The following is a 12,404-nucleotide window of genomic DNA, read 5'->3' on the forward strand; positions in this document are numbered from 1 at the left end:
GGGACTCAGCCGAGCCCCGCCGCCGCCAGCCACAGCGGCGCCAGTCGCAGATAGTCCGTCGCGACACGGCCGATGCTGTCGCGTGGGCGGACATCCCTCGCCGGAACCGTGGTCAGCAACCAAAGAGCGCGGCCCGCCATGCGCACCGGCTCAGGGGAGACATAGAGGCCGGTGTCCAGCCACTGCCTACGTCGGCGCCTGCGATGACGCCAAGGCCCCTGATCGACGACGGCGATCGTCCCGTGACCCGCAAGGCGGCGCTTGATCCAGTTCATAGCCTCGGCCGACACATCGGACGCGACCAGAACCAGATCCGGCGCTTCGGGAGGCGGTCCGGATCGAAGCCCTCGTGCGCCCCAGCGGTCGACCACGAGGGCCTCGCCCACTTCGCCGCCCAGGCCCTGCGCCGCCAGGGCGGCCGCAATCCCCCGCCAGCGCTCGAGGGGTTCGCGCCGCTCGTCCCCCTTGAGATCGACGACTTCCGCATAACAGCTCAGCGTCGCCGCAGTCGTCGTGGCCAGGGCGTAGACGCCGCTCACGGACCGCCTCGCCGCTTCGCCCAGCGTCGCATTCGCCTCGCGCGTGCGGCCGAGGAAAGCCTGCAGGCCCGTCGTCCAAGCGTCCAGGTCGCCGACGGGCAGTCGCAGGCCGCCGGTCGTCACGGTCTCCTGGAACCCGCCGAGATCGGCGGCGATGACGGGACGGCCCGTCAACTGCGCCTCGACGGCCACACGCCCGAAACTCTCCGGCTTGAGGGACGGCAAGGCGACCGCATCACAGGCGCCATAGGCCGGCGTCATGTCCGCAAGATCGCCGACGAACAGGATCCGGTCGCCCAGCCCGCTGCGTTCCGCGAGTTGCTCCAGTTCTCGGGCGTAGGCGCCCCGCCCCTGGCGGTCTCCCGCCAGCACCAGCCGCCAGCCCTCGACGTTCGCGCGCGCAAACGCCGCGATGAGCAAATCCTGTCCCTTCCATCGGGTCAGTCGCCCCGGGCAAAGCAGGATGCGACGACCGTCAGAACTCCATGTCCGACGCAGGTCTTCGACGGCCCGTCCGTCCGCCAGTTCAGGCGAAAATCGGGCTTCATCGACCGCCTCCGGCACCAGCCGCATTCGGCTGCGAGGGATGCGATGTTCGCTCAACACATGCCTGTGGGTGTAGCGCGAGTTGACCATCACCAGATCGACGCGGGTGAGAATCCGATTGTAGGCGCGTTTGATCGCCGTGCGGGCGTCATGGGCGCCGTGGCAGGTCGAGACGATCGGCACATCGGTCCAGCGGGCGGCGGCGATCGCGCTGAAGGCCGGCGCGCGCGAGCGCACGTGGACGACATCGACGCCCTCAGACCGGATGAGCCGTCGCAAGCGCAAGATGTTGAGCGCCATGACCAGCGGATTTTTCGACTGCACGGGAAGAGAGACGACGACGCCTCCATCCTCCGTCACGCGATCGCACAGGCGTCCGCCCGATGTCGCCAGTATCGATCGCAGGCCGTGCGCGACCAGACCGCGATTGAAATCCACGACCGCGCGCTCGACGCCGCCATGGTCCATGCGCGGCACGATCTGCAGGACCGTCACCGGCCGCGCCGGAAGCGCGCGGTGCAGATCGGGGGCTGTCGGGGAGGGGCCGTTCATCGTCGCCGCCGATGAGGCAGTTGTACCAAGGCCAGCGCCAGGAGCAGGGGAAGCGCCATCTCCCCGATCTCCTCCACCGCCTTGCTGACCGACAACAGGCCCTCCGACAGGGGCAGGCCGAGACCGTGAAGTTGCCGCGGCAGGGCGTCGATCTGCTTGAGGACAAGACCGAAAACGACGAGGACGGCGAGCGTGGCCGCAGGGACCGGCGTACGCCCCGTGAGGTCGCGCCACGCACCTCGCAGCGCCACGATCACCAAGACCGCCAGCAAGGCCACAGCGGTCGCTGCAGCGATTTTTTCGGCCATGGGCACGTCCGGCCGGGCATAGAGCCGGGTGCTGAACACACCGAAACGGGTGAAGGCCGCATGCGCATCGAGTTCGCGCAGCGCCATCAGAAGCGCAGCGACGCCGACGAGGGCGCCGATCGCCTGGCCTTGTCGCCAGACGAGGAGGCCCGCCAGGATCACGACCCCATAGAGACAGACGGTGGCGGTCTCCACGGGGCCGGCCTCCGCCGTCCAATCCAGCGCCGAGCCGCTAAAGGCGACGCCGACGACGAAGGCCGAGATCAGGGTTGCGACCACGACCACAAGCGCCGGCGCCGCCGCCTGCAAGTGGTCTGAAAGCTGCGTACGAAAACTGAGAGCCGGCCGTACGCGAAGGGGCGCACGAGCGGAAACGTGGCCATGCAGGCGCGCGTCGTCGCGAAGAGACATGAAGGGTACGTAAGGTGCGAGCCGCACAGAGGCGGCGTTCGTGGCCCGGGGGATAGGCGCCCAGGGTAGCCACCCCGAAAAGGGGTCCTTGTGCTAAGGCCTAGCTGCCCGGTTCCACGCGCGCTCGCAAGAGCGTGCAGGCCTATGCGACCTTTTGTCTGTCAGGGTTCGGACGTCCGGACGAAGACGGCGGGCGCCACGACCGCGACGGCGCCGAGCGCGATCGCGGCGAGCCCCGCGCGCGTTCCGAGCCCCAGGACCAGTCCCACCAGGCTCGGCCCCGCCGCCGTAGACACCACCATCAGGGCCGCGATCTGGCTGCGCGCCGCACCGACGCGCGATACGCCCGCCAGATCGGTGGCCAGCGTCGTACGCAACAATCCACCCCACGCATTGGTCACCCCCGCCAGGAGGAGAAAGGCCAGCGGCGCCCACGGTTGGGGCCACGCCGCGAGGAGCGCCACGCCGCCGGCGAGCGGCAGCAGATGAACGAGCAACACCGCCCTCGAGCCGTAGCGATCGATGGCGGCGCCGGCGATCAAGGCGGCCGGCGCCTGGACCACGGCGAAACCGACAAACCCCGCCGCAAACAACGCCGGCGGCAAGGCCAGACCGCGCGCGATCAAACCCTGATGAAACACCAGGCCGGTGACGATGAAGGGGGCCGCCAGCAAGGCCGGGGCCAAGGCCCAGAAGCGAGGATCGCGCAGCAGGGGCCGGCCCTCCCGCGCGCCGCCGCTGGCCGAGGGTCGGGCCGGGCGACGCAGCCGACGCCGGCCGCGGACGGCCCAAAGAGCGAAGGGCGCGAGCACGCCGCCGATCACGAGGCTCGCCCCCGCGAAGACCACCCGCCAGTCCCACAGGCCGAGCGCGAAGACGACCGTCAGCGGGAGCAGGCCTTCGCCGACAGCATGACCGAGCCCGGCCACAGCCAAGGCCTTGGCGCGTCCGCGCGCCACATAGCGCGCGACCCCGCTCAAGGCGATGTGCGACATCAGGCCCTGGCCGCACAGCCTGAGAAGGATCAAAGCGGCGACCAGAACAGGCAGTCCGCGCGCCTGGCTGAAGGCGAGCCCCGCCGCGAGCATCACGGCGACGACGACGCCGCCGAGTCGCAACAGATCGACCCGGTCCACCAGTCGACCGATCCAGGGCAGCAGAACCGCCGCCGCCACCGTCGCGAGGCCGTAGACGGCCGCAAGCGCAGTTTCAGTACGGCCGAGGTCCGCCGCCAGGAAGGGCACGAACAGGGAAATGAAGAAGGTCTGGCCCAGGCTGGATGCGAAGGCGAACACCCCGCCGAACGCCGTGACCGCCCCCGTGCGTCGCCAGGCGGCGACGCACGACGTCAAGCTCGGCAGGCTCAGGCCCAGCCCCTGTAGATGGTGCAGGCCGAAGCCTCGCCGGTGAGCGGGTTCGGGAAGGCGACCGTACGGCCGTCGGCGTCTCGGAACACGGCCTCAAGCACCGCCAGAAAGGGGCCCGGCGCCGCTTCGTCGGACCACATCGCAAACACACCGCCAGGCTTCAGCCGGTCGCGAAGCCGCGTGAGCGCCTCGACGCCGTAGAAATCGGCGTGGCCGGGCGCCAGCCAACGATCCGGCGCGTGATCGATGTCCAGAAGGACCGCGTCCCAGGTCGGGCCCGTCTGGCGTCTCAGAAACGCGAAGAAGTCCGCCTGCGTCAGGCGGCAACGCGGATCGTCCGCCAGAACCGTCCCCAAGGGCGTCAGGCCTTCCCTGTGCCATTCGATGACCGGAGCCAGGGCCTCGACCACTTCCACCGAACCCACGCCGGACTGTTCCAGCGCAGCCTGGGCGGTGTGGCCCAGCCCCAATCCGCCGACCAAGATCTGAAGGTCTGCACCCTCCACCCCGTCCAGCCCCAGGGTCGCGAGGGCTCGCTCACCCTCGACGAACAGACTGGACATCAGATGTTCGTCGCCAAGCAGGACCTCATGGACGTCGCGTCCGGCGGCCGGCACCCACCGACGGCGCAGCACCAGCGGCCCCATGGGGGTCGGGCGATAGTCAAGTTCTTCGAACGGGATCAATTCCGTCCTCCGGCGCAGTCCACGCATTGGGCGAGGGTCGGATCGAGCCGCAACCGCGCCAGCGCGATCGGCTCGCCGCATGTGCCGCACCAGCCGTAGTCGTCGGTCGCCATCCGGGTCAACGCCTGGGTGATCAGGCGAATGTCATGCTGTCGGCGCCCCTGAGACGCGAAGGCCATCGCCTGCTGTTGCAGGGCGTCGACCCGCGACAGTCGGCCGACGCTCTGCTGATCCAGCTCCACGGGCTTGCGGCTTTCTCCAGCCAGGGCGTCGAGTTCGTACAGTTCCGCCAGGCGCGTCGTCAGCACCGCCTTGAGCTCCGTCCTTTGCGCCTCCGTCAGGGCCGGTGAGGATGAAGGGGTCATGAGAGCGCCTCGAGGATTTCTGGTTTCAATCGGATATCGAGCCCGCCGTCCGGCCTCGTCGCACAGTCCGCAAAGGCTTCCAGCACGTACCGGGGAGCCGGATCGCGCCTCAATCGAGACCACTGCAGTTCGGTGAAGAGCCGCCGCCCGAGCCGGCGATACGCCGTCCAGGCCTCTTGGCGGCCCAGTCCGGCGCGGCGGGCGAGTTCATCGATGTCGACAGGCGCGCCGGCGAGGCGCGCATGAGCCTTCAAAAGACGCAGCGCGGGTTCAGCCAAGGGCTCCGGGAGAACCGCGAGGGCTTCGCGATATTCCACAGGACTTGGCCGTCCCGTCTGCTGGCGATGGGCGAACAGGGCGAGCCGATGGGCCTCCAGCCGGGCGTCTATCTCGCCTACGGCGGCCTCCAGCGTCTCGCCTTCGGAGGCTGCGATGCGCAGGCCGCCGCAGAAGGCCGCCGCCTGTGCGCGGCGGGCGCGCCAGCCCGCAACGACGCGATAACGGCCCGTCTGAACCTCCAAGGCCCTTTGCACAGGCGCGAGGGCGCCGCTCAACGGCCCGCCTCCGGCTGGATGCCGAGACGGCGTCGCGCTTGCGCCATCCGGTCTGCGAGATCGGCGTCCCCCAACCTCTGCAGCCAGGGCGCGATCCGCCTCGCCTCCTCCGCCGTGGCCCAGGGTTTGAGGCGCAGCACATTCTCGATCAGAAGGCGGGTCGAGGGGCCGTGCAGGTCACGCGCGCGGCTCATCGTCGGCCTCGCATTCTGCGACAGGGTTGGACAGGCGTCATCAGTCTCTCCTTTCGTGCGGCAAGGCCGCAGACGAGCGAAGAGCGCGGACCGCGAGGCGATCCGAACGCGGCGTCCCGACCGAGGAAGGCTCGAGACCAGGGTCTCGATCGGAAACGACGGCGTTCGAACGGCCAGGCCGGACGAGCGCATTCGCTCCGTTGTCTTCTTCGATCTGCGCCCGATGGTCGGGAGCGGTCCCGGCGGCATCGCCGCAGAGGGACAGGTCCAACCTAGGAGCGAAGACCCGCCTTGCCAAGATCACCGAAACAGAAGCACCGGCAACAGGGCGATGCGGATCATGGCCGTGGTGGTGCTGCCCACGATAAAGCGCCGGATCGGGGAATGGCCGTAGGCGCCCATGACGAGCAGGTCGATGTCATTGGCCGCGACATAGTCGGTGATGACCGCCTCGGGTTCCCCGTCGATCTGGCGCACCGTGTGAGCGCCGCCCCAGGCCGACAGTCGTTCCGTCAGCCAAGCGAGGTGAATCTCGGCGTCGCGGGGATGTCCCGCCGTCACCACGTGACAGTCGAAGGCGCGCAGACGCGGCTCTGAGACCAGGAAATCGACCGCCTTGCGGGCGCTGGGTCCACCGTCGAACGCGAGGACGATCCGCTTCACAGGCTTGAAGGCCCGGGTCGCCATCAGCACAGGCAGGGCGCTGGCGCGCACCACCTGTTCGACCGAGCCTCCGAGATGCGCCTTTGCAAAATCGACGTGCTCGCCGCGCTTGCCCAGCACCACCAGCCGGAACTCGGATTCAATCTCGTGCAGGGTGTCCACCAGTCCGCCGTGACGCAGACGCACCTCGACCCCCGACACGCCGGCGTCGCGCACCCGGCGCTCCGCCTCGGCAAGAAGCGCTCGTCCCCGCTCCATGCGTAGTCGGCCGCGATCCGCGTCAAGCTGGGTCAGTTGCTCCAGCAGATGCTCGGACGCGCCCAGGCCGATGCTGCCCGACACGTCCGTCGGCGGGGCGTCAGGCGCGCGGTCCAGGACGTGAAGCAGATCCACCTCGGCGTCCAGCAGGGACGCCGCCCAGGCGGCGTGGTCGCAGACGCTCGCCCCATAGGGCGAGGCGTCGATACAGGCGAGTATCTTGCTCATCAGTGTCTCCTCTAGTGGCTGAGCAGGCGTTCGAGCGCGCCCGGCTTGTCGTGGATGGCGAACTTGTCGACCATGGTGGCGCTGGCTTCGTTCAGACCCAGGATCTCGACCTCCGCGCCTTCACGGCGGAATTTGAGAATGGCCTTGTCGAGTGCAGCGATGGCGGAGACGTCCCAGAAGTGGGCGCGGCTGACGTCGATGCGGACTTTCGGCACCGCCTCCTTGAAGTCGAAGGCGCCCACGAAAGCGTCCGCCGAGGCGAAGAATATCTGGCCGAGCACGACATAGTCGCGGGTGAAGCCGTCGTCCGACAGACTCGACCGCACCGCCACGATCCGCGCCACCTTCTGAGCGAAGAAGACGCCTGACAGCAGCACGCCGGTCAACACGCCCTTGGCCAGGTCGTGGGTGGCGACCGTGACGACAACGGTCGCCACCATCACGACGCTGGAGCTCTTGGGATGATCGACCAGGCTCTTGATCGAACCCCAGTTGAAGGTGCCGATCGCCACCATGAACATGACGGCGACGAGAGCCGCCATCGGGATCTGGGCGACCCACGGACCCAACACAACGATCATGAAGAGCAGGAAGACGCCGGCAAGAAGGGTCGACAGCCTGCCACGACCACCCGATTTGATGTTGATGACCGACTGACCGATCATGGCGCAGCCCGCCATGCCGCCAAAGAAGCCCGCGACGATATTGGCCAGTCCCTGCCCCTTGCATTCGCGGTTCTTGTCGCTCGGCGTGTCGGTCAGATCATCAACGATGGTCGCCGTCATCAGGGATTCCAGCAGTCCCACCACCATCAGCGTCGCCGAGTAAGGGAAGATGATCGCCAGCGTCTCGAAATTGAGCGGGATGTCCGGGATCAGGAACATCGGCAGGCTTGTGGGCAACTGCCCCATGTCGCCAACGGTGCGAATGTCCAGTCCAAGCATCATCGACAGGGCCGTCAGGACAACGATGGCGATGAGAGGCGACGGGATGGCGCGCGTCAGACGCGGCAGCAGATAGATGATCGCCAAACCGCCGGCGACCATGGCGTAGGTTCGCCAATCGACCCCGGTGAGTTCGGGCAGTTGCGCCAGGAAGATCAGGATCGCCAGCGCATTGACGAAGCCCGTAACGACCGACTTGGAGACGAACTTCATCAGGACGCCCAGACGGACATAGCCGGCGACGATCTGCAGAATCCCCGTCAGAACCGTGGCCGCGAGCAGATACTGGAGACCGTGGTCGCGCACGAGGCTGACCATCAGCAACGCCATGGCGCCGGTCGCCGCCGAGATCATTCCGGGCCGGCCGCCCGCGAACGCGATCACCACGCAGATCGCGAAGGAGGCGTAGAGACCGACGGACGGATCGACCCCGGCGATGATGGAGAAGGCGATGGCTTCCGGGATCAGCGCGAGCGCCACCACAATCCCGGCCAGCGTATCGCCTTTGATGTTTCCGAACCAACTTTGTCGGAGTGTAGCAAATGTCATTGAGTTTATCCCTACGTCTGCACTGCAGACGTCGCGCCGCAACGGGCGCTGTCCTTAATCGTTTAATGAAAGTCGCGAATCTTCCTCCAGCCGATCAGCTTATGAGGGAAGAAACACATTCGAATACTGAGGCCCGCGGGTTGATTTCGAGCCCCAAAGCACGGTCTTATGGAATTCGATGAATTGGTCAGGATCGGGTGGAGCCCGACCCTTTCGAAAGAGGAGGCGGCGATGCCGACCGGTACGCTCAAGTTTGTTTCGCCGGACGGCCGCTTCGGCATGATCTCCCGCGACGACAAGGCGCCGAAGGTGTTCGTGCACATCAACGAGGCGCGCCGCGCGGGTCTTGACGACCTGCCCTTCGGCGCACGTTTCCGTTTCGACGTGGACGCCGACACGGAATCGCGTCCACGGGCGATCAATCTTGAACGTCTCTGAACGTGACGCCGGCGCCGATCGGCGCGGCGTCACGCAGCCTGGCGCGTAAGCGCCAGGGTACGATCGACGGGGTTCCATCGCAGGGTCCACTTGGGGTGCAACTGGCGGCGCGTTCCGTCTACGCGCTGTGCCAGCCGATCAGCGGGCGCTGCGTCAAATCCTAGGGGATGGGCGCCTAGGGTAGCCACTCGAACCGAGTCCGACGGAGCCGTGCCTATGCCCCGGCTGGGCCAAAAATGCAAGCCGCATCAGAACATCGATCGCCAACTTGCGGCTTCGACCTGACCGGACGCAGCGACCGCCGCCCCCTTGGAGAAGGGTGATCAGCAAGGCGGTCAATCGACCGGTCAGCCTTTCGTCCCAGGCGCAGGCAGGCGACACACGGCGTCCAGAAGTTGGAGCATGGAGAAGGGCTTGACCAAAATCCCGGCGGCGCGGGCGGCGAGCGCTCTCGCCCGGTCCGGGTCGTGGGTCAGGAGAATGACGCGCAGTCCCCAACGCTGGGCCAGGCGTTCTGCCAATGCGGCGCCGCCGCCCTCGCTCGGCGCGACATGATCGACATCGATCACCGCAGCATCCAGGAGATGAAGCGCCGCCCCGGCCTCCGCCGCCGCCGCTGTACGATAGGGGCCGACCACGCCATAGCCGGCGTCGGTCAGCCCTTCGAGAAGCGCATCGGCCACGTCCGGATCGCTCTCTACGAGCAGCACCGTCTTGAGCGTCCAGGGCTCAGCGATCATCCCACCGTTTCCTTCCGCGTCTCTTTCGACGGCTCCGAGGCCCCCCGCCGCCGACCCGGTCATTGCAAGGTGCCCCGCGTCGGTGAAACGCCCTCTTGGCCGGGGGAGCCAGACCGCGCAGCCGGTGTCGCCGCCAATCCGGGGGCGCCTGCGGCGGCGAGATAGGGAACAGGACCCCCGGCGTCGGATGCAGCCTCTGGGCCGAAGCCGCGGGCTTCGAAAAATCCCTGGGCGGAGTCAGACGCGGTCATGTCCGCTCGCGCCGCCTCAGCCTCGAATCCAGTCCGCATCAAGGCGGCGACATGAGCATTGCGACTGGCGCTTGAGCGCCCGCCGAGCACTACTGTGATCAGCCGCCGTCCGTCATAGACCGCAGACGCCGCCAGATTGTAGCCGGAAGCGCGGGTGAAGCCCGTCTTGACGCCGTCCACCTGGCCGCCGTCCTGCAGGAGACCATTGGTGTTGCGATAGTCCCGCCCGGCGAACCGCCAGCGGCGTTGGCCGAAATAGGCATAGTATTGGGGAAAATCGCGCATGACCGCCTGGCTCAGCAAGGCCAGATCCAGCGCCGTCGAGACTTGCCGAGGGTCGGGCAAACCATGGGGATTGACGAAGGTCGACTGAACCATGCCCAGATCGTGCGCGCGCGCCGTGGACGCCCGGCCAAAGGCCTCGACGGACCCCGACAGATGCTCGGCCAAGGCGACCGCGACGTCATTGGCGGAGCGGACGGCCAGGGCCTGGATGGCCTCGTCCACCGAAAGCGTGCGCCCGGCCGGCAAGCCGAGCTTCGACGGCGGCTGGCCGGCGGCGCGCGGCGAGATGACGATCCGGTCCTCCAGCGACAGCCGCCCCGTCTCCAGCGCCTCGAACACCATATAGAGGGTCATGACCTTGGTGATCGATGCCGGATAACGCGGCTCGCGGGCCTGGCGCGCGAACAGGAGTTCGCCCGAAGCCGCATTGAGAACAACCGCCGCATAACGCTCCGGGGCCTGGGCGCTCGCGCCACGGGGTCCGCTCAGCGACGGCGGGGCCAGCCACAGGCAGGCCGCCAGTACGACGGCGGCGACGGAACTTAGACGGGTCATCGGAACTCCTGAAGGGTGCGACCGGATCCTGGTCGCGGAAGGTGACGGACGCCGGCCGTGGTCGCGACACGTCGCCCCGATTGACAGATCATTCCGTCGGCGTCCCGGCGCGCCGCCCGCCGGGACGGAACAGACCGCCCGCCGCTGACAGAACGACGCGATGAAGCACCGGATGGCGGCTGCGGTAGGCGCGCGATGACGGCGAGGCCCGTTCGGCCCGCCCGTCTTGCGGCTCCGGAACCCCTGGCGCCCTGTCGTCCGTCGATGGAGCGGCGGCTCGCCCTTCGGCGACATCCTGGCCCTCCGGGTCTCGCCGAAGCGGCGTCAGGTCCGCCATTGCAGCACCGTGGCCCGAACGGGGTTGGCGAAGGGCGCGTCATCGGTCGCGCGGCTGAGCGCGGCCTTGCATTGATAATACCATAAGGAGGGCTGGTCCGGCGCGCCGACGAACAGCAACGGATGGCCAGGGGCGGGGCGGGATTCAAGCCGTCTCAGGATTCGCGCATCCTGCTCCAGAAAGGCGCGGCCAAGCGCTGAAAGGAAAGGATGCAGCGCGCGCATCGGGGTGACGCTGCAGTAGATCGTATTGCGAAGCGTGACCGATCCCGGCGCCGTCGGGGTCACGGTGGTGAGGTTCACCAGCCGGAATCCCTCCGCCTCCACGCGCTCGATCCGTGTCGATGGCAGCCGGAATTCAATGGCGATGCGCCGCGATGCGCCTGTCAGCGCATAGGCTGGAGCAGAAGCGAAAGCATCGGCCGCCGTCGCCGTGAAGCCGAAGGGGGATGGTGCATACTGCTTCGTCTTCACGCGTCGTTTCGACGATGCGCGCCACCACCAGGCATCGTGAACCATCGGGACGTGAGCAGGATCGACGAGCCCGAGGACCGCCTGATCATAGTCCGTCTCCACCTCCACCTCGGAGCAGGCGATCATCGGCAAGTCGCCGCCCCCGATGGGGTCCTCGATCAGCGGTGGAACGACCTGGCCAGGCCCGTCATCCTGGCGCGCCCAGACGAGCCCGGCGCGAACAACAACCAGAAGGTGCGGTTGATGCGGCGCCACGATCGCGCCCGCCTCATTCCGACGCAGGACGATCATGCGACCATGCAGCCGCGTGCGAACCCCCCGGCGAGCCTCCGCTTCGCGCGCAACCGGATACCAGGCCTGAAGCGGCGCACCGAAACGGGGACTCGCCGGTCTTTCCGGAAGGGAGGCCAGCGAGGCGTCGCCGGCGACAGGGGCCTGAGCCAGCGTCACAGCCGCCTCGCCACGATTGTCGGGAGCCCCGGACCGACACGCTGAGGTCGCGTCGTCGGCAGCCATCCCCTCCAGCCGGTGGAGAGACTCTCGGCAAACGGCGCGGCGTAGCCCCAAGCGCAAGCGCCAAGGCACGATCGACGGGGTTCCATCGCAGGGTCCACTTGGGGTGCAACTGGCGGCGCGTTCCGTCTACGCGCTGTGCCAGCCGATCAGCGGGCGCTGCGTCAAATCCTAGGGGATGGGCGCCTAGGGTAGCCACTCGAACCGAGTCCGACGGAGCCTGGGGTTTGACGGCGCACGCCGTGACGCGCAAGTGCGACATTGTCGCAGCCTCGTGTGGATCTGACCCGATCAAGACCCTGCGCGGACGTTCCGGTCACCGAGGACGTCGCGATCGGGTGGAGATCCTGGCCCCTGCACGGCGTATCAGTCCCCGACTGAGCGGCGCGTAAACCGGACCCGCTCCGGACCCGTGAGCTCGGTGCCGAAGCCCACCGCCGACCACGCCCGAACCTGTACGCCGTCACCCGACCACCAACCGTGCGCCTGAGCGGCCTTCGGCAGAAGGGCGCCCAGCCGACGTTCGATCTCCGTGAACGTCAGTTCGATGTCATCTGCAGCGCGGCGCCGCAGAAAGGCGGCCAAAGGATCGTACTTGCCCATAGGTCGTCCAACAGAATTTCGAGCGGCGCCGCAAGGGGCGCGAGC

Annotated in this window: 15 protein-coding genes and 3 other annotated features; of the genes, 1 reads left to right on the plus strand and 14 read right to left on the minus strand. The window is 67.8% G+C overall.

The window, feature by feature from the left end; genetic code table 11:
• Positions 1-5: 5 nt before the first annotated feature.
• The 9 genes from KWG56_RS13670 to KWG56_RS13710 all read right to left on the minus strand — a co-directional run bounded on the left by KWG56_RS13670 (position 6) and on the right by KWG56_RS13710 (position 8,164).
• Complete coding sequence (locus KWG56_RS13670; protein WP_219355179.1) at positions 6-1,637, minus strand: glycosyltransferase family 4 protein; 1,632 nt, start codon at positions 1,635-1,637, stop codon at positions 6-8.
• The gene (locus KWG56_RS13675; RefSeq protein ID WP_219355180.1) at positions 1,634-2,356 is read right to left on the minus strand and encodes a hypothetical protein; all 723 of its coding nucleotides are present in this window, start codon (positions 2,354-2,356) and stop codon (positions 1,634-1,636) included. The genes KWG56_RS13670 and KWG56_RS13675 overlap by 4 nt, the downstream gene beginning before the upstream one ends.
• Before the next feature lie 39 nt (positions 2,357-2,395).
• Positions 2,396-2,447, minus strand: a sequence feature (sul1 is cis-regulatory element that is thought to sense ions involved in sulfur or methionine metabolism; They are found in Alphaproteobacteria).
• Between the two features lie 70 nt (positions 2,448-2,517).
• Positions 2,518-3,651, minus strand: coding sequence for an MFS transporter (locus tag KWG56_RS13680; RefSeq protein ID WP_219355181.1), 1,134 nt, complete (start codon positions 3,649-3,651; stop codon positions 2,518-2,520).
• 68 nt (positions 3,652-3,719) lie between these two features.
• A complete protein-coding gene (locus KWG56_RS13685) occupies positions 3,720-4,409 on the minus strand; it encodes a polyamine aminopropyltransferase (RefSeq protein ID WP_219355182.1) in 690 nt (229 codons plus the stop codon).
• A complete protein-coding gene (locus KWG56_RS13690) occupies positions 4,406-4,774 on the minus strand; it encodes a TraR/DksA family transcriptional regulator (RefSeq protein WP_219355183.1) in 369 nt (122 codons plus the stop codon). The genes KWG56_RS13685 and KWG56_RS13690 overlap by 4 nt, the downstream gene beginning before the upstream one ends.
• Positions 4,771-5,328, minus strand: coding sequence for a hypothetical protein (locus KWG56_RS13695; protein WP_219355184.1), 558 nt, complete (start codon positions 5,326-5,328; stop codon positions 4,771-4,773). Before KWG56_RS13695 ends, KWG56_RS13690 begins: the two co-directional genes overlap by 4 nt.
• Positions 5,325-5,522: a hypothetical protein gene (locus KWG56_RS13700; protein WP_219355185.1), complete on the minus strand. Its 198-nt coding sequence runs from the start codon at positions 5,520-5,522 to the stop codon at positions 5,325-5,327. The genes KWG56_RS13695 and KWG56_RS13700 overlap by 4 nt, the downstream gene beginning before the upstream one ends.
• A gap of 300 nt (positions 5,523-5,822) precedes the next feature.
• Entirely contained in the window at positions 5,823-6,671 is an 849-nt protein-coding gene (locus KWG56_RS13705) for a universal stress protein (protein ID WP_219355186.1), read from the minus strand.
• Positions 6,672-6,682: 11 nt separating this feature from the next.
• Positions 6,683-8,164, minus strand: a complete 1,482-nt coding sequence (locus KWG56_RS13710; RefSeq protein ID WP_219355187.1) for a SulP family inorganic anion transporter — start codon at positions 8,162-8,164, stop codon at positions 6,683-6,685.
• Between the two features lie 168 nt (positions 8,165-8,332).
• On the opposite strand from KWG56_RS13710, the gene KWG56_RS13715 reads away from it, so the two are divergent.
• The gene (locus KWG56_RS13715) at positions 8,333-8,602 is read left to right on the plus strand and encodes a cold-shock protein (protein ID WP_219355188.1); all 270 of its coding nucleotides are present in this window, start codon (positions 8,333-8,335) and stop codon (positions 8,600-8,602) included.
• A 154-nt stretch (positions 8,603-8,756) separates the two neighbouring features.
• Positions 8,757-8,806: a sequence feature (sul1 is cis-regulatory element that is thought to sense ions involved in sulfur or methionine metabolism; They are found in Alphaproteobacteria), on the minus strand.
• A gap of 143 nt (positions 8,807-8,949) precedes the next feature.
• Here KWG56_RS13715 and KWG56_RS13720 read toward each other — a convergent pair.
• The 5 genes from KWG56_RS13720 to KWG56_RS13740 form a co-directional block, all read right to left on the minus strand.
• Positions 8,950-9,342 carry a response regulator gene (locus tag KWG56_RS13720; RefSeq protein WP_219355189.1) on the minus strand — a complete coding sequence of 131 codons (393 nt, stop codon included), beginning with the start codon at positions 9,340-9,342 and terminating at the stop codon, positions 8,950-8,952.
• Between the two features lie 59 nt (positions 9,343-9,401).
• Positions 9,402-10,433, minus strand: coding sequence for a D-alanyl-D-alanine carboxypeptidase family protein (locus KWG56_RS13725; protein WP_219355190.1), 1,032 nt, complete (start codon positions 10,431-10,433; stop codon positions 9,402-9,404).
• A gap of 88 nt (positions 10,434-10,521) precedes the next feature.
• Complete coding sequence (locus KWG56_RS13730) at positions 10,522-10,770, minus strand: hypothetical protein (protein ID WP_219355191.1); 249 nt, start codon at positions 10,768-10,770, stop codon at positions 10,522-10,524.
• Positions 10,758-11,759, minus strand: coding sequence for an SRPBCC family protein (locus tag KWG56_RS13735; RefSeq protein ID WP_219355192.1), 1,002 nt, complete (start codon positions 11,757-11,759; stop codon positions 10,758-10,760). Before KWG56_RS13735 ends, KWG56_RS13730 begins: the two co-directional genes overlap by 13 nt.
• Positions 11,760-11,921: 162 nt before the next feature.
• Positions 11,922-11,971: a sequence feature (sul1 is cis-regulatory element that is thought to sense ions involved in sulfur or methionine metabolism; They are found in Alphaproteobacteria), on the minus strand.
• 151 nt (positions 11,972-12,122) lie between these two features.
• Positions 12,123-12,359 carry a DUF7662 domain-containing protein gene (locus KWG56_RS13740; protein ID WP_219355193.1) on the minus strand — a complete coding sequence of 79 codons (237 nt, stop codon included), beginning with the start codon at positions 12,357-12,359 and terminating at the stop codon, positions 12,123-12,125.
• Positions 12,360-12,404 lie beyond the last annotated feature (45 nt).

The organism is Brevundimonas nasdae (genome assembly GCF_019395145.1).
In the GTDB taxonomy this organism is placed as follows: Bacteria; Pseudomonadota; Alphaproteobacteria; order Caulobacterales; family Caulobacteraceae; genus Brevundimonas; species Brevundimonas nasdae.

What these genes read in the sequence shown, in the direction of transcription:
- KWG56_RS13700 (WP_219355185.1), bottom strand. Translation starts at nt 5,522, where the DNA reads ATGAGCCGCGCGCGTGACCTGCACGGCCCCTCGACCCGCCTTCTGATC.
- KWG56_RS13690 (WP_219355183.1), bottom strand. Translation starts at nt 4,774, where the DNA reads ATGACCCCTTCATCCTCACCGGCCCTGACGGAGGCGCAAAGGACGGAG.
- KWG56_RS13735 (WP_219355192.1), bottom strand. Translation starts at nt 11,759, where the DNA reads ATGGCTGCCGACGACGCGACCTCAGCGTGTCGGTCCGGGGCTCCCGAC.
- KWG56_RS13675 (WP_219355180.1), bottom strand. Translation starts at nt 2,356, where the DNA reads ATGTCTCTTCGCGACGACGCGCGCCTGCATGGCCACGTTTCCGCTCGT.
- KWG56_RS13725 (WP_219355190.1), bottom strand. Translation starts at nt 10,433, where the DNA reads ATGACCCGTCTAAGTTCCGTCGCCGCCGTCGTACTGGCGGCCTGCCTG.
- KWG56_RS13740 (WP_219355193.1), bottom strand. Translation starts at nt 12,359, where the DNA reads ATGGGCAAGTACGATCCTTTGGCCGCCTTTCTGCGGCGCCGCGCTGCA.
- KWG56_RS13705 (WP_219355186.1), bottom strand. Translation starts at nt 6,671, where the DNA reads ATGAGCAAGATACTCGCCTGTATCGACGCCTCGCCCTATGGGGCGAGC.
- KWG56_RS13720 (WP_219355189.1), bottom strand. Translation starts at nt 9,342, where the DNA reads ATGATCGCTGAGCCCTGGACGCTCAAGACGGTGCTGCTCGTAGAGAGC.
- KWG56_RS13715 (WP_219355188.1), top strand. Translation starts at nt 8,333, where the DNA reads ATGGAATTCGATGAATTGGTCAGGATCGGGTGGAGCCCGACCCTTTCG.
- KWG56_RS13730 (WP_219355191.1), bottom strand. Translation starts at nt 10,770, where the DNA reads ATGGCGGACCTGACGCCGCTTCGGCGAGACCCGGAGGGCCAGGATGTC.
- KWG56_RS13710 (WP_219355187.1), bottom strand. Translation starts at nt 8,164, where the DNA reads ATGACATTTGCTACACTCCGACAAAGTTGGTTCGGAAACATCAAAGGC.
- KWG56_RS13670 (WP_219355179.1), bottom strand. Translation starts at nt 1,637, where the DNA reads ATGAACGGCCCCTCCCCGACAGCCCCCGATCTGCACCGCGCGCTTCCG.